The organism is Bosea sp. (in: a-proteobacteria), from assembly GCF_023953965.1.
In the GTDB taxonomy this organism is placed as follows: domain Bacteria; phylum Pseudomonadota; class Alphaproteobacteria; order Rhizobiales; family Beijerinckiaceae; genus Allobosea.
This window is the reverse complement of record NZ_JAMLIX010000001.1, coordinates 2,994,833-3,009,346: the sequence shown is the minus strand read 5'-3', so window position 1 is coordinate 3,009,346 and position 14,514 is coordinate 2,994,833. Positions and strand designations below refer to the sequence as shown.

General features: G+C 69.6%; 16 protein-coding genes. 10 read left to right on the top strand and 6 right to left on the bottom strand.

Annotation, left to right across the window (positions count from 1 at the left end):
• Nucleotides 1-43: 43 nt before the first annotated feature.
• Both M9917_RS14280 and M9917_RS14275 read left to right on the top strand, forming a co-directional pair.
• On the top strand, nt 44-631 hold the full coding sequence (locus M9917_RS14280) for a CatB-related O-acetyltransferase (protein WP_297254883.1): 588 nt from the start codon (nt 44-46) through the stop codon (nt 629-631).
• 70 nt (nt 632-701) lie between these two features.
• Nucleotides 702-1,520 (top strand): class I SAM-dependent methyltransferase, encoded by an 819-nt coding sequence (locus M9917_RS14275; protein ID WP_297254533.1) that lies wholly within the window; start codon nt 702-704, stop codon nt 1,518-1,520.
• Here M9917_RS14275 and M9917_RS14270 read toward each other — a convergent pair.
• The 4 genes from M9917_RS14270 to aspS are packed head-to-tail and all read right to left on the bottom strand — an operon-like array spanning nt 1,517 to nt 4,909.
• Nucleotides 1,517-2,404 carry a glycosyltransferase family 2 protein gene (locus tag M9917_RS14270; protein ID WP_297254532.1) on the bottom strand — a complete coding sequence of 296 codons (888 nt, stop codon included), beginning with the start codon at nt 2,402-2,404 and terminating at the stop codon, nt 1,517-1,519. The two genes, M9917_RS14275 and M9917_RS14270, sit on opposite strands and share 4 nt — an antisense overlap.
• A 42-nt stretch (nt 2,405-2,446) precedes the next feature.
• A complete protein-coding gene (locus M9917_RS14265; RefSeq protein ID WP_297254531.1) occupies nt 2,447-2,755 on the bottom strand; it encodes a hypothetical protein in 309 nt (102 codons plus the stop codon).
• 7 nt (nt 2,756-2,762) lie between these two features.
• On the bottom strand, nt 2,763-3,131 hold the full coding sequence (locus M9917_RS14260; RefSeq protein ID WP_297254530.1) for a hypothetical protein: 369 nt from the start codon (nt 3,129-3,131) through the stop codon (nt 2,763-2,765).
• Nucleotides 3,131-4,909, bottom strand: a complete 1,779-nt coding sequence (gene aspS, locus M9917_RS14255) for an aspartate--tRNA ligase (protein ID WP_297254882.1) — start codon at nt 4,907-4,909, stop codon at nt 3,131-3,133. Before aspS ends, M9917_RS14260 begins: the two co-directional genes overlap by 1 nt.
• Nucleotides 4,910-5,056: 147 nt before the next feature.
• Here aspS and rnd point away from each other — a divergent pair, with 147 nt between their 5' ends.
• Nucleotides 5,057-6,196 (top strand): ribonuclease D, encoded by a 1,140-nt coding sequence (gene rnd, locus M9917_RS14250; protein ID WP_297254529.1) that lies wholly within the window; start codon nt 5,057-5,059, stop codon nt 6,194-6,196.
• 13 nt (nt 6,197-6,209) lie between these two features.
• Here the strand turns inward: rnd and fliP are convergent, their stop codons facing one another.
• On the bottom strand, nt 6,210-6,917 hold the full coding sequence (gene fliP / locus M9917_RS14245; protein ID WP_297254528.1) for a flagellar type III secretion system pore protein FliP: 708 nt from the start codon (nt 6,915-6,917) through the stop codon (nt 6,210-6,212).
• 197 nt (nt 6,918-7,114) lie between these two features.
• Complete coding sequence (locus M9917_RS14240) at nt 7,115-8,401, bottom strand: flagellar biosynthetic protein FliO (protein WP_297254527.1); 1,287 nt, start codon at nt 8,399-8,401, stop codon at nt 7,115-7,117.
• Nucleotides 8,402-8,627: 226 nt separating this feature from the next.
• On the opposite strand from M9917_RS14240, the gene M9917_RS14235 reads away from it, so the two are divergent.
• The 7 genes from M9917_RS14235 (at nt 8,628) to cckA (ending at nt 14,513) form a co-directional block, all read left to right on the top strand.
• The gene (locus M9917_RS14235) at nt 8,628-9,029 is read left to right on the top strand and encodes a flagellar basal body rod protein FlgB (protein ID WP_465246356.1); all 402 of its coding nucleotides are present in this window, start codon (nt 8,628-8,630) and stop codon (nt 9,027-9,029) included.
• Between the two features lie 3 nt (nt 9,030-9,032).
• Nucleotides 9,033-9,443 (top strand): flagellar basal body rod protein FlgC, encoded by a 411-nt coding sequence (gene flgC / locus M9917_RS14230; RefSeq protein ID WP_297254526.1) that lies wholly within the window; start codon nt 9,033-9,035, stop codon nt 9,441-9,443.
• A gap of 18 nt (nt 9,444-9,461) precedes the next feature.
• A complete protein-coding gene (gene fliE / locus M9917_RS14225) occupies nt 9,462-9,782 on the top strand; it encodes a flagellar hook-basal body complex protein FliE (RefSeq protein ID WP_297254525.1) in 321 nt (106 codons plus the stop codon).
• Nucleotides 9,782-10,048, top strand: a complete 267-nt coding sequence (gene fliQ, locus M9917_RS14220; protein WP_297254524.1) for a flagellar biosynthesis protein FliQ — start codon at nt 9,782-9,784, stop codon at nt 10,046-10,048. Before fliE ends, fliQ begins: the two co-directional genes overlap by 1 nt.
• 56 nt (nt 10,049-10,104) lie before the next feature.
• Nucleotides 10,105-10,860, top strand: a complete 756-nt coding sequence (gene fliR / locus M9917_RS14215; protein ID WP_297254523.1) for a flagellar biosynthetic protein FliR — start codon at nt 10,105-10,107, stop codon at nt 10,858-10,860.
• Between the two features lie 7 nt (nt 10,861-10,867).
• On the top strand, nt 10,868-11,935 hold the full coding sequence (gene flhB, locus M9917_RS14210; protein ID WP_297254522.1) for a flagellar biosynthesis protein FlhB: 1,068 nt from the start codon (nt 10,868-10,870) through the stop codon (nt 11,933-11,935).
• A gap of 73 nt (nt 11,936-12,008) precedes the next feature.
• Nucleotides 12,009-14,513, top strand: a complete 2,505-nt coding sequence (cckA, locus tag M9917_RS14205; RefSeq protein WP_297254521.1) for a cell cycle histidine kinase CckA — start codon at nt 12,009-12,011, stop codon at nt 14,511-14,513.
• Nucleotide 14,514 lies beyond the last annotated feature (1 nt).

Genomic DNA, 14,514 nt, shown 5'->3' with positions numbered 1-14,514 from the left:
CGCCGTCTGGTGGGCCGGTCTGCCGACCGGCCCGCGCGGCTTCCTGCGCCGCTGGTTCAACCCGCACAACCAGACCCGCCTCCATCTGGCCAATCTGCTGGCGCGCCGGCCGGGGCAGGTCGCGATCGGCGCCTATACCTATGGCCGCCCCAAGGTGCGCTTTCCGGAAAGCGGCGCGAAGCTCTCGATCGGGCGCTACTGCTCCATCGCCGACGGGGTCGAGATCATGCTCGGCGGCAATCACCGCCTCGAATGGGCGACCACCTACCCCTTCCCTGCCCTGCCCGGCCTCTGGCCCGAATCCGTGGGCCTCGACGGCAGCCATGTCTCGCGCGGCGACACCCTCATCGGGCATGACGTCTGGCTGGGCTCGCAGGCCCTGATCCTGTCCGGCGTCAGCATCGGCCATGGCGCGGTGGTCGCGGCCCGCGCGGTCGTGACCAAGGACGTGCCGCCCTATGCGATCGTCGCCGGCAACCCGGCCCGCGTGGTGCGCTACCGGATGAGCGAGGAGCGCATCGCCGCGCTGCTGCGCAGTGAATGGTGGCTGCTGCCCGAGGCCGAGGTCCGGCGGCTCATTCCGACGCTGTTGTCGGAACGGATCGAGAAACTGCCGGGCGCCGCGCCATAAATCAGTGGAGAAGGCCGGCCGCCTCGGCTAGAGCCTCCTCAGCCCTACCGCAAGCGATCTGGACGGTTTTATGCACGCTTCCGCGAACGACAAGGCGCGGGTCTTCCGCAAGGCCTATCTCGCCGATGTCGAGACGACGCCCCTCACCGTGCTCGATGTCGGCTCGGCCATCGTCGACGGCCAGTCGCTGTCCAATCGCGACGTGATGGGCAACCCGGCCTGGACCCTGGTCGGCATGGACATCGAGCCGGGGCTGAACGTCGAGGTCGTCGTCGCCGATCCCTATGACTGGAAGGAGATCGCCACCGGCTCCGTCGATGTCGTCACCTGCTCCGAGGTCTTCGAGCACGCCGAGTATTTCTGGATCACCATCCTGGAGATCTCCCGCGTGCTGAAGGGCAACGGCCTGGCCTTCATCACCTCGCCCGGCGGCGGGCCGCGCCATCGCTTCCCGGTCGACTGCTGGCGCTTCTACGACGATGCCTTCCCGGCGCTTGCCCGCTATGCCGGGCTGAACCTGCTCGAGGCGCAGGTGCAGTGGGTTCCCGCCTATCGCAAGGGCATCCAGTGGCGCGATTCGAGCGCCGTGATGCAGAAGCCTGCGCTCGACGCAGCCTCGAGCCGGCTCGACGCGGCGCGGATCGCGATCGGCAAGAGCCTGCGCGGGCCGCAGCCGGCACTGGCCGAGATCAACGCCGCCGGCCTCGCCGACGCGCCGGCAGCGCTGAGCCCGATCCCGGCGAAGACCGGCAAGGCGGCCTTCGCCGCGCGCGAGGCGGAATTGCTGGCCGGGTCGAGCAATTTCATGCGCAAGGGCCGGCTCGTCCTGCGCCAGCTGCGCGAGATCCGCCGGATCATCGCGACGCCGATGAAGGACCTGCATCTTTAGAGCAGCGGCTTCTCGCTTAAGCCCTGCCGCGCCAGCGCGCTGCGGCCGGCACGGCCGGCGAGCGCGCCCAGCGCCGAGCCGGCATGGGCATGCATCTTGTCGCGATTGAGAAGCAGGCCGTAACCGATCGCCTTCGCCAGGTTTTCGACGACCTTTCCGAGGCCGGGCGGCGGCAGCCCCCATTTGCGCGCGACATGGCATTGCGACCAGGCCAGATGCCAGCGCGCGGTGAAACGGCGCTGAGGCGACGGCGCGCTCGATTGGCCGCGGCCATGCCGGGCCTCGGCGCCATGGACATGGACGAGCGCGTGCCCCGCCTCGCGCAGGCGCCGGCACAGATCGTCGTCCTCGTAGAACAGGAAGATCGCCGGGTCGAAGCCGCCGAGCGCCAGGAAAACCTCGCGCCGCAACAGGAGGCAGGCGCCCGACAGGAAAGGCAGGCAGGCATCCCCCTCCGGCAGGACGATGCGGCGCGCCCGGTTGAGATGATCGGGCGACAGGAGCGAGCGCGGCTGCAGGAAGACGCGGCCCGATGGCTCGATCAGGCGCGGCGCGAAGGCGGCAGCGTCGGGATAGGCTTCCGCCGCCGCCAGCAGGGCCGCAACCGCGCCGGGCTGGATTTCGAGATCGGGATTGACGATCAGGATGAAGGGCGTCGCGGCAGCCCGTGCGCCGAGGTTGTTGGCGCGGCCATAACCCTCGTTGCGCGCGCTGCGCAGGACACGGGCACCATAGCGCGCCGCGATCTCGGCCGAGGCGTCGCCGCTGGCATTGTCGACGACGATCGCCCCGATTCCTTCGGCAGCCAGCGCGGACAGGCAGGCCGGCAGCACTTGCGCGCTGTCGTAGCTGACGACGATGGCGGTGACGGCGGCGGCGGACATCGCGGCCTTCTGGCCCGATCGCCGGGCCGCAGGCAAGCGATTTCAGCGGCGGGCGAGCGTGCCGATCGCGCTCCTGACGCGCTCGCGCTCGGTCGCCTCGCAGCGATGCGGCGCCTTGTAGGACTTCACGGCATAGCCCGCATTGGCCGCGACGAAGCGCGGCCGATCCTGCCGGTCGAGCCCAGCGATGATGCGCCCGCGATCGACGCGCAAGCCGCAATCATAGGCGCGCGAGACGGTCGCGGCGGCATAGTCCACCGTGCCCGGCTCCGGCCCGGCGGCCGTGCAGGCGGCAAGCATCGCGAGCAGGGCCGCGGCGGCGATGGCTTTCCGGATCGATGCAGGCGGCACGGGCGGCTCAGAGCGTCGTGAAATCCCCGGCGCGGATGCGGCTCATGCGCTGCTTCAGCTCCGCCCGCTCCTCGGCCGTGCAGGGGCGCGGCTTCACGCCGTGATTGATCGTCTCGGCCTCCGACACGCCGATATAGGCGGCGCGCGCCGCCGATATCTGCTGCGCGTCGGCGCCGCGCGCCTTCTCGGCGGCGAGGAAGCGGTCGAGCGTCGTGCGCTGCGGGGCGCCGGCCTTGCAGGCGCTGGCGCGCGACACCGTCGTCGCCAGCGCCGAGGCGCGGCCGGCGCTGCTCTCGCCGGAGACACAGGCGCCAAGCAGCGGCGCGAGGAGGACGAGCGGCAGGATCCGCCCGATGGACAGCGCGGCCATCGGCATCAGCCGTTCTTCTCGGGCGTGATGACCCTGAGATTGGCCTCGCGCAGCTGCTTCGGCGTCGCCTCGGCCGGCGCGCCCATCAGGAGGTCGACCGCCTGCTGGTTCATCGGGAACAGCGCGACCTCGCGCAGGTTGGTCGCACCGGCCAGCAGCATGATGATGCGGTCGACGCCGGCCGCCATGCCGCCATGCGGCGGAGCGCCGTACTGGAAGGCGCGATACATGCCGCCGAAGCGCTCGATCACCGTCTCCTCGCCATAGCCGGCGATCTCGAAGGCCTTCACCATCGCCTCGGGGCGGTGGTTGCGGATGCCGCCCGAGGCCAGCTCGAAGCCGTTGCAGGCGATGTCGTACTGGAAGGCCTTGAGCGAGAGCGGGTCTTCCTCGGTGAGCGCCTTCAGCCCCCCCTGCGGCATCGAGAAGGGGTTGTGCGAGAAATCGATCTTCTTCTCGTCCTCGTTGTACTCGAACATCGGGAAGTCGACGATCCAGGCGAAGGCGAAGGCGTTCTCGTCGATCAGCTTCAGCTCGGCGCCGACCTTGTTGCGGGCGCTGCCGGCGAATTTGTGGAACTTGTCCGGGTCGCCCGCGACGAAGAAGCAGGCGTCGCCGGGCTTCAGCCCCATCTGCGCGATGATGGCAGCCACGCGCTCCGGCCCGATATTGTTGGCGATCGGCCCCTGGCCCTCGCCATCCTCCTTGACCATGAGATAGCCCAGCCCAGGCTGGCCCTCGCCCTGCGCCCAGGAGTTCATCCGGTCGCAGAAGGCGCGAGAGCCGCCGCCGGGCGCGGGGATCGCCCAGACGCGGTTCCTCTCGCCCTCGAGGATGCGGGCGAAGACCTTGAAGCCGGAGCCGCGGAAGGGCTCGGAGACGTCCTGCATGACGAGCGGGTTGCGCAGATCCGGCTTGTCGGAGCCGTATTTCGCGATCGCTTCGGCATAGGGGATGCGCGGCCAGTCGCGGTTGACCGTGCGGCCCTCGGCGAATTCCTCGAAGACGCCGGCGATGACCGGCTCCATCGTGCGGAAGACGTCCTCCTGCTCGACGAAGCTCATCTCGACGTCGAGCTGGTAGAACTCGCCCGGCAGCCGGTCGGCGCGCGGGTCCTCGTCGCGGAAGCAGGGCGCGATCTGGAAATAGCGGTCGAAGCCCGCCATCATCAGGAGCTGCTTGTATTGCTGCGGCGCCTGCGGCAGCGCGTAGAACTTGCCCGGATGCAGGCGGCTCGGCACCAGGAAGTCGCGCGCGCCTTCCGGCGAGGAGGCGGTCAGGATCGGCGTCTGGAACTCGGAGAAGCCCTGCTCCTTCATGCGCCGGCGCATCGAATCGACGACCTTGGTGCGCAGCATGATGTTGGCGTGCAGCTTCTCGCGGCGCAGATCCAGGAAGCGGTATTTCAGCCGCGTGTCCTCGGGATATTCGAGATCGCCGAAGACCGGCAGCGGCAGCTCGGCCGCCGGCCCCAGCACCTCGAGCGCCGTGGCGAAGACCTCGACCTTGCCGGTGGCGAGGTTGGGGTTCTCGGTGCCTTCGAGGCGGGCCTTGACCTTGCCGTCGATGCGGATGACCCATTCCGAGCGCACGGCCTCGGCATCGGCGAAGGCCGGCGAATCGGGGTCCACCACCACCTGCGTCATGCCGTAATGGTCGCGCAAATCGATGAAGAGCACGCCGCCATGGTCGCGGATGCGGTGGCACCAGCCGGAGAGGCGCACGCTCTGGCCGATATCGCCGTCACGGAGCGCGCCGCAGGTATGGGAACGGTAACGATGCAGGGTCACGGCTCTTTTGTCTTTCGGAAATGCGGTCGAGGCCGACCCGAAAGGCCGGCCGTAAGCTTGCGGGCTAAGCACACGCGCGCGTCCGAAATGTCAAGAACGCCCGCGACATCCTGCGGCTCTGTCTGCTAAGACGGGCAAACCATGCATCTGATCAGCGATACCGCCACGCTCTCGGCCGCCTGCGAACGCCTTGCGAGCCACCCCTTCGTCACGGTCGACACCGAGTTCCTGCGCGAGACGACCTATTATCCGAAGCTGTGCCTGATCCAGCTCGCCTCGCCGGACGAGGCCGTGCTGATCGACCCGCTCGCGCCCGAGCTCGACCTCGCCCCCTTCTTCGGGCTGATGGTCGACGAGAACGTCGTCAAGGTCTTCCATGCGGCGAGGCAGGACCTCGAGATCGTCTGGCTGCTCGGGCGCGTGCTGCCCGTCCCGCTGTTCGACACGCAGGTCGCGGCCATGGTCTGCGGCTATGGCGACTCGGTCGGCTACGAGCAGCTCGCCAACGACCTCGCCAAGGCGCGCATCGACAAATCCTCGCGCTTCACCGACTGGTCGCGCCGTCCGCTCAGCGAGGCGCAGCTCGCCTATGCCGAATCGGACGTCACCCATCTGCGCGACATCTACCTCGCGCTGAAGGCCGATCTCGACGCCAGCGGCCGCGAGGGCTGGGTCGCGGAGGAGATGGCCGTGCTGGCATCGCCCTCAACCTATGAGGTGAAGCCCGAGAACGCCTGGCAGCGCCTGAAGGGCCGCATCCGCAAATCGCGCGAGCTGCCGGTGCTGATGGAGGTCGCCGCCTGGCGCGAGCGCGAGGCGCAGACGCGCGACGTGCCGCGCCAGCGCGTGCTAAAGGACGACGCGCTGATGGACATCGTCCAGCGCTGCCCGCACTCGGCCGCGGCGCTGGCCGAGCTGCGCTCCGTGCCCAACGGCTTCGAGCGCTCGCGCAACGGGACCGAGGTCCTCGCCGCGATCGAGCGTGCCGCCGCGATCGATCCCAAGACCCTGCCCCGGCTGGAGCGCGAGCGCGGCCGGCCGGCCAACGGCGCGGTGCTCGACCTGCTCAAGGTGCTGCTCAAGGCGGTGGCGGAGGCCGAGCGCGTCGCGCCCAAGATCATCGCCTCCAGCGACGATCTCGAGGCGATCGCCTCCGACGACCTCGCCGAGGTGCCGGCCCTGCAGGGCTGGCGCCGCGGCGTCTTCGGCGACAAGGCGCTGGCGCTGAAGGAGGGCTCGCTCAGCCTGTGCATCAGGCGCGGCCGCGTGGTGGTGAACTGACGGCTCGCCGCGCTCACCCGCTGCCGTAACTCTTCACCAGCGAGCCCGCGACCAGCCCCCAGCCGTCGACCAGCACGAAGAAGATCAGCTTGAACGGCAGCGCCACCGTCACCGGCGGCAGCATCATCATGCCCACCGACATCAGGATCGAGGCGACGACGAGGTCGATGATCAGGAAGGGCACGAACAGCAGGAAGCCGATCTCGAAGGCCCGGCGCAGCTCCGAGATCATGAAGGCGGGGATCAGGACCTCGATGCCGACATCCTGCGGCTGCGCGGGGCGCGGCCCCGGCGACATGTCGAGGAACAGCGCCAGGTCCTTCTCGCGGACATGGCCGAGCATGAAGGTCCTGAACGGCACGACGCCGCGCTCATAGGCCTGCTGCGGCTGGATCTGGCCGGCGACCAGCGGCTGGACGGCGTTGGTGTAGGCTTCCCGCAGCGTCGGCGCCATGACGAAACCGGTCAGGAACAGCGACAGCCCGATGATCACGGCATTGGGCGGCGCCGTCTGCGTGCCGAGCGCCGAGCGCAGCAGCGACAGAACCACGACGATCCGGGTGAACGAGGTCACCATGATCAGGATCGACGGCGCCAGCGACAGGACCGTGATGACGGCGATGAGCTGCAGCGCCCGCTCCGCCACGCCCCCGCCCTGCCCGAGATCGAGCGACAGCGTCTGCGCCAGCGCCGGCCCCGCCTGAAGCACGAGCAGGGCCACGGCCGCCGCCAGAGCGCGCCCGCCTCGATACCGCCTCGCTCGCCTGCCGATGGAATCCACGCGCGCCGCCACCGCCCGACTCAATCGATCGGGCGCCCCGAGGCTAGCCACGCGAAAACGCCGCGCAACCGATGCGCAGCGCCGACACGGCCGGATGACCGACAATCCTGTTGATGGCCGCCGGGCCGGCCTTCGGCTCAGGACCTGGATTTGGGATCGCGACCGAGCAGCCGGGCGAATTCGGCCTCGATCGCGTCGACCGAGAACGGGTCGATCTCCTTCGCGGCCGGCTCCTCGGCCGGCTTTTCGGGCTCGGGCTCCACCGTCGGGCTCTCCACCGGGCCCGGCTCCTCCGCAACAGCGTCAACCGCAGCCGGTTCATCCGGAGCGGGCTCGTCCTCGACGACCGGCTCGGGCGCCGGGGGCTCGGGCTCCGGCGCGGGCACCTCGACCGGGCCGGGCTCGGCCAGCACGGGCTCGGGCGGCAGAGGTTCGGGTAGCACGGGCTCGGGCGGCGAGGGAGCGATGCGCTCCAGCGTCAGCCCGAGCGCCGCGGCAAGCTCCGCCTCGACCTCGCTCGGGACCGGCTTCTGGCGCGGCGGAGCGGCCGGAGCCGGCGGCGCCACGGGCTCGGGCTCGGGTTCGGGCGGCATGGCGACGGGCACCACCGCCTCCACCGGCGGGGCCTGAATCTCGGGGAACGGCATCGCGGCGGGCTTCTGCTCCGGGGCGGGCGGCTCCATGGCGGGCGCCTCGCCGGCGGGCTTGGCCGGGCGCACGGCGGAGAAGGGCCGCTTCAGCGCCTCCTCGAGCTGGCGGGTCATGTCGTCGAGCTCGCCGGGGCTGACGGCGGGCGCCGGCGCATGCTCGCGCGCGAAGCTCGGCGCCGGGCCGGTGGTGACGGGTGCGACCGGAGCGGCGGGCTCGGCCCGCTCCGCGGCGATGGCGCCGAGCGCGGCCGTGACGCCGGCAGCCGCGGCGGCGATGGGCGCCACGGCCTCCGCCGGAACCGGGACGGGGCGGCTCGGCAGGGGCGGCAGCACATCGGGCGCCTCGAGCCCGGCCCGGCGCGCCTCGTCGCCGGCCCGCATCGCCGGCTCGCTCGGCGGCACCAAGGTCTCGAAGGGCGGCAGCGGCCGGTCCGCCGGGGCGGCCTCGGCATAGGCCGGCTGGGCGGAACGCCCGCCGCTGCGCAGGATATTGGTCTCGACCACCACGTCCGACGCGCCGCCGATCATCAGCAGGTGCTCGATATTGTCGCGCCGGATCAGGACGAGCTGGCGCTGGCGGTCGAGATCGTAGGTGTCGACGACGCCGAGCCTGGGCTGGCGCTGGCGCCCGCCGGCCTGGCCGCGCAGCCTGAGGCGCCCGCCCTGGATCTGCCGCACGAACAGCCCGAGCAGCGCGAGAAGCACCAGAATGACGACAGAGGCGACAATCACCTTCTGCGCGGTCGAGAGTTCCAATCCGAACAAGCTCTGCAAGGTCTGTCTGCCTCTTCACGCGACGGCGGCCCGGACGGCCTCGAAGTCCCGCCCCTGCTTCAACATCGGGCTATAGCATAACGCTTTCGGGATCGGGAAACATGGTGAACGCGTGGTTAACCACACCTGCGAAACGCGGTTCCTTTAACCGGATGTTAACCATGCACCCGGCAGGATTTGCCGAGTTGACCGGCCCTGCCGGCTGCGGAAACGGGGAGCACGAGCCATGGCGAACGACGGCTTGAGCCTCAGCGGCGGCCTGATGCAGGCCCTGAAGCTGCGCATGCACTACCAGCAGTCGCGCCAGAAGGTGCTTGCCGAGAACGTCGCCAACGCCGACAGCCCCGGCTTCCGCCCGCTCGATCTCAAGCCCCCCGGCCTCGATCCGGCCCGGGCCGGGGTTACGCTCACCCAGACCAATGCCGGCCATATGAGCCTCACGACCGCCAATGGCGGCTTCGACGGCACGGGCGCGCCGCGCTTCGAGACCACACCCAACGGCAATGCGGTGAACCTCGAGGACGAGATGCTCAAGGTCGCGCAGAACCAGTCGGACTACCAGCTCGCCGCCTCGCTCTACAGCAAGGGGCTCGGCCTGATGAAGATCGCGATCGGGAAAGGGCGTTAAGCCATGGACCTGATCAAGAGCATCGCCGTCGCGGCTTCGGGCCTGCGCAGCCAGTCCGGGCGCATACGCGTCATCTCGGAGAACATCGCCAACGCCGATTCCGGCCCCGAGCGCCCCGGCGCCGAGCCCTATCGCCGCAAGGTCCCGACCTTCCAGCGCCATTTCGACCGCACGCTCGACGCCCAGCTCGTCGCGCTCGGCACGGTCAGGCGCGACCAGAGCGCCTTCAGGGTCAAGCACGAGCCGGGCAACCCGGCCGCCGACGCCAATGGCGACGTCAAGATGCCGAACGTCAACGCGCTCGTCGAGATGGTCGACATGCGCGAGGCCCAGCGCAGCTACGAGGCCAATCTCAACCTGATCTCCTCCACCCGGCGGATGATCCAGCGCACCATCGACATCCTGCGCGCCTGAACGAGGATTTGAACCGCCATGGCCACTCCCGGTTTCGCCGCGGGCGCCTATGCCTCCATCAAGGGGATGGGGGCCGGCAATCTGATGCGCAAGCCGCTCACGGGCGGCGCGGAAGCGGGCGGGACGGATTTCTCCGCCCTGCTCGGCAAGGCGCTCGATGCCACGGCGGAAGCCGGGCGCAAGGCCGATGTCCAGGCCGCGAGCGTCGCCGGCGGCCAGGCCGATCTCGTCAACGTCGTGACGGCGGTCGCCGAAAGCGAGGCGGCGATCGAGACCCTGGTCGCGGTGCGCGACCGGGTGATCGCCGCTTACGAGGAAATCATGCGGATGCCGGTCTGATGACGTCCGGCGCCATCCTCGACATCGCCCGCGACGGCATCATCGTCTTCCTCAAGGTCGGCGGGCCGCTGATGGCGATCGCGCTCGCGGTCGGCCTTTCGGTCTCGCTCGTCCAGGCGCTGACGCAGATCCAGGAGCAGACGCTGGTCTTCGTGCCGAAGATCCTCGCCGTCTTCGCCGCGCTGCTGCTGTTTCTGCCGTTCATGGGCGATGCGCTGGCGGGTTATATGGGACGAGTCGCCGCCCGAATCGCCACGGGCGGATGATCGCGCCCGCCCTGCGGCCGGCGCGACCCTGTTGGCGCGAAGGTGCCCGCGGCACGATGAAGATCGCGATCCTGCCCGAGATCAGCGCCCTTTTCGTGCTCGTCTTCGCGCGGGTCGGCACGCTCGTCATGCTGATGCCCGGCATCGGCGAGCGCTTCATCTTCTCGCGCGCGCGGCTGTCGCTCGCCTTCTTCGTCGCGCTGATGATCGTGCCCATGCTGCGGCCCACGCTCAGCGTCCCGGCCGACGCGTCCGGCGTCGTCGCGCTCCTCGTCGGCGAGGTTCTGATCGGCCTGCTGATCGGGCTTTCCGCCCGGCTGATCATGGCCTGCCTGCAGACCGCCGGGACGCTCGTCGCCCAGTCGATGGGGCTCGGCTTCGCGATGACGGTCGATCCGACCGGCGGCATGCAGAACCCCGCGATCGGCAATTTCCTGACGATGCTCGGCATCACGCTGATCCTGACCACCGACCTGCACCACATCGCCATCGCCGCGATCCATGAGAGCTATCGCCTGCTGCCGCCCGGCGGCGCGCTTAACCTCACCGACGCGATGGCGCTGGCCGTGCGCTCGACGGCGCGCGGCTTCGCCCTCGCCGTCCAGATTTCGGCGCCCTTCCTCATCTTCGGCATGCTGTTCAACCTGGGCCTGGGCGTGCTGGCGCGGATGATGCCGCAGTTGCAGGTGTTCTTCCTCGCCATGCCGGCCTCGATCATGGGCGGCATGCTCGTCCTCCTCGTCGTGCTCGGCGTGATGATGAGCGTCTTCCTCGACGATCTCGGCGCCTTCCTGCGCCAGTTCACCGGCTGAGGCTGGCATGGCGGAGGAAGCCGACAAGGAAGACAGGACAGAGGACCCGACCCAGCGAAAGCTGGACGAGGCCGCCGAGAAGGGCGACGTTCCCCGATCGCAGGAGATCGGCACCTTCTTCGTGCTTAGCGGCTTCACGCTCGCGCTGCTCGTCGCCGCCGGCTGGTCGGCGCGCGAGTCGATGCTGTCGCTGCGCGCCTTCCTGATGAACGCGCATCAGATCCCCTCCGACGGCGCCGCCTTCATGCAGGTCACGCGGCAGGGCGTGCTCACCGGCTTCATGGCGCTCGGCCTGCCCTTCGCCTTCATCCTCTGCGCGGCGCTCGTCGGCGCGCTGATCCAGCACAAGCCGCTCTGGACGCTCGATCCGCTGATGCCGAAGTTCAACCGCATCTCGCCGATGGCCGGCGCCAAGCGGATGTTCGGCAAGGACGCCTGGATCAATTTCGCCAAGGGCCTCGCCAAGACCTCGCTGATCGGCATCGTCGTCTGGTACACCCTCTGGGGCGAGCATGACCGGCTCGAAGCCTTCGCGCAGATGAACGTCGAAGCGCTGATGCCGGCGGCGCTGACGCTCGCCGTCAAGCTGATGGGCACGGTTCTGGCCCTCTTCGCCGTCATCGCCATCGGCGACTTCGTCTGGCAGCGCTTCTCCTGGTACCAGCGCCAGAAGATGACCAAGCAGGAGCTCAAGGACGAATACAAGAACTCGGAAGGCAACCCCGAGGTCAAGGCGAAGCTGCGCCAGATCCGCGCCCAGCGCGTCCGGCGGCGGATGATGGCGGCGGTGCCCGATGCGACCGTGATCATCACCAACCCGACCCATTTCGCGGTCGCGCTGCGCTACGAGCCCGGCATGGCGGCGCCGGTCTGCCTCGCCAAGGGCGTCGACGCGCTCGCCCTGAAGATCCGCGAGGTCGCCGGCGAGCACCGCGTGCCGATCGTCGAGAACCCGCCGCTCGCGCGCGCGCTCTACGCCCGGGTCGAGATCGACGCAGAAATTCCTGTCGAACACTACCAGGCGGTCGCCGAAGTCATCGGATACGTCTTGCGCCTGAAGGGCCGGCGCGCCTAACTCAAATCGGATGCGAAGGAAGTTTGGCCGCCCGCCCTCAAGGCGCGGCCGCAAGGGAACGGACTCCACCGCAATGAGCGGCACCACGGCGACCACCACGATCGATCGCTCCGACAAGCCCGGCCATATCGGGATCATCCTGTTCGTGGCGGCGCTGCTCGTGGGCGCGGCGATCGCGCTCGGCTTCCTCGCCAACGAATGGGCGCAGCCGCTGATCCTGGGCCTGCTCGCGCTGCTCTCCGTCGTCGGCGTCTTCGGCCTCTTCGCCTTCGCCATCGGGCTCGTGCAGTTCTCCGGCCGCGCCGCCCGCAACGACCTGACCAAGACCATCGTCGACCATGCCGACGACGGCATCGTGGTAACCGAGAGCGAGACCGAGATCGTCTATGCCAACGAGGCCTATCTCACGCTCGCCGGCGCGACGGGCGCGAACGACGTCAAGCCGGTCGGCCGGCTTCTGACCGGGCGCGCCGACGTCTCGGAGGCGATCTACCGCCTCGCCACCGCCGCGCGCGACCATCGCCGCCTCGTCGAGGAGGTCCGGCTGGAGCCGGCGCTCAACGGGCGCGGCGAGGTCGGCTGGTATCGCGTCCGGGTCGCCCCCGTGCGACGCCAGGCCTCGACCGCCACGCTCTGGTCGGTCTCCGACATCACGCCCGAGCGCGAGCGCCAGGAGAACGCCTTCCAGGAGCTCCAGCACGCCATCGACTATCTCGACCACGCGCCGGCCGGCTTCATCTCGATCGATGCCGACGGCGAGGTCTCCTATCTCAACGCCACCCTCTCGGGCTGGCTCGATTTCGACCTCGCCCGCTTCGGCTCCGGCGGCCTGCATCTCGACGATGTCTGCACGCCCTCGGCCGCGGCGCTGATCCAGGCGATCAGCGGCCAGCCCGGCGACGTCCGCATCGAGGTGCTCGACGTCGATCTGAAGCGCCGCAACGGCACGCCCCTGCCCGTGCGGCTGCACCATCAGGTCGCCTTCGGCCAGGACGGCCGCGCCGGCCCCTCGCGCACGCTCGTCCTCAACCGCGCCGCCGGCGAGGCCGGGGCCGATGGCGGCAGCGACGCCGAGGTCCGCTTCGCCCGCTTCTTCCATTCGACGCCGATGGCGATCGCCACCGTCGACGAGACCGGCGCGATCCTGCACGCCAACGCCGCCTTCGCCCGGCTGACCCCGGCGGGCCTCAGGCCGCGCAGCATCCACGACCTCGTCGCCGCCAGCGCCGGGCTCGAACAGGCGCTGGCCGAGGTGGTGGCGGGCCGCTCCGGCGGCCCTGCGCTCGACCTCGCGCTCGCCGGCGAGGACGGCCGCTCGGCCAAGCTCTATCTCGCCCCCGTCACCGGCACCGAGGGCAATGACGGCGAGCGCGCCATCGTCTATGCGCTGGAAACCACCGCCGAGCGCAAGCTGCGCGACAACATGGACCAGGCCGGCAAGATGCAGGCGGTCGGCCAGCTCGCCGGCGGCATCGCGCACGACTTCAACAACGTGCTGCAGGTCATCATCAACGCCTCGGAATTCCTGCTGGCGAGCCACCGGCCGACCGATCCGTCCTTCCCGGACATCATGCAGATCAAGCAGAACGCCTACCGCGCCGCGGCGCTGGTCAGGCAGCTGCTCGCCTTCTCGCGCCGCCAGACGCTGCGCCCGCAGGTGCTGGAGCTCGGCGAGGTGCTCTCCGACCTGTCGCTGATGCTGAAGCGCGTCGTCGCCGACAAGGTCACGCTCGACGTGCGCCAGGGCCGCGATCTCTGGCCGGTCAAGGCCGATCTCGGCCAACTCGAGCAGGTCATCGTCAATCTCGCCGTCAACGCCCGCGACGCCATGTCAGACGGCGGCAAGCTCACCGTGCGCACCCGCAACGTCGCCCACGAGGACTGCGCCTCCTTCGGCCAGGACGCCCTGCCGGCCGACGACTACGTGCTGCTCGAGGTCGAGGACAGCGGCACCGGCATCCCGCAGGAGCATCTCGACAAGATCTTCGAGCCCTTCTTCACCACCAAGGAGGTCGGCAAGGGCACGGGGCTTGGCCTCTCGATGGTCTACGGCATCGTCAAGCAGACCGGCGGCTACGTCTTCGTCGATTCGACCATCGGCAAGGGCACCGCCTTCCGCATCTTCCTGCCGCGCCATGTCCCGAGCCAGGAGGAGATCGCCGCCGAGGCCGCGGCCAAGGAAGCGCCGAAGAAGCTCGCCGCCGACCACACCGGCGCCGGCGTCATCCTGCTGGTCGAGGACGAGGACGCGGTGCGTGCGCTGAACGCCCGCATGCTGGTCTCGCGCGGCTATACCGTCCACGAGGCGGCGTCCGGCGTCGAGGCGCTCGACCTCTTCCTCCAGAACGACGGCAAGATCGACCTCGTCGTCTCCGACGTGGTGATGCCGGAGATGGACGGCCCGACACTGCTCGGCGAATTGCGCAAGCGCAACCCGAACACCAAGGTCGTCTTCGTCTCGGGCTATGCCGAGGAAGCCTTCCGCAAGAACCTGCCCGAGGGCGAGGATTTCCACTTCCTGCCCAAGCCCTTCACCATGAAGCAGCTCGTCGAGACGGTGAAGGCGGCGATGGCCTGAA

Coding starts and splice junctions, on each gene's coding strand:
- M9917_RS14260 (WP_297254530.1), bottom strand. CDS start 3,131: ATGCCGATGGCCGCGCTGTCCATCGGGCGGATCCTGCCGCTCGTCCTC.
- cckA (WP_297254521.1), top strand. CDS start 12,009: ATGAGCGGCACCACGGCGACCACCACGATCGATCGCTCCGACAAGCCC.
- rnd (WP_297254529.1), top strand. CDS start 5,057: ATGCATCTGATCAGCGATACCGCCACGCTCTCGGCCGCCTGCGAACGC.
- fliE (WP_297254525.1), top strand. CDS start 9,462: ATGGCCACTCCCGGTTTCGCCGCGGGCGCCTATGCCTCCATCAAGGGG.
- fliR (WP_297254523.1), top strand. CDS start 10,105: ATGAAGATCGCGATCCTGCCCGAGATCAGCGCCCTTTTCGTGCTCGTC.
- M9917_RS14235 (WP_465246356.1), top strand. CDS start 8,628: ATGGCGAACGACGGCTTGAGCCTCAGCGGCGGCCTGATGCAGGCCCTG.
- flhB (WP_297254522.1), top strand. CDS start 10,868: ATGGCGGAGGAAGCCGACAAGGAAGACAGGACAGAGGACCCGACCCAG.
- M9917_RS14270 (WP_297254532.1), bottom strand. CDS start 2,404: ATGTCCGCCGCCGCCGTCACCGCCATCGTCGTCAGCTACGACAGCGCG.
- flgC (WP_297254526.1), top strand. CDS start 9,033: ATGGACCTGATCAAGAGCATCGCCGTCGCGGCTTCGGGCCTGCGCAGC.
- M9917_RS14275 (WP_297254533.1), top strand. CDS start 702: ATGCACGCTTCCGCGAACGACAAGGCGCGGGTCTTCCGCAAGGCCTAT.
- fliQ (WP_297254524.1), top strand. CDS start 9,782: ATGACGTCCGGCGCCATCCTCGACATCGCCCGCGACGGCATCATCGTC.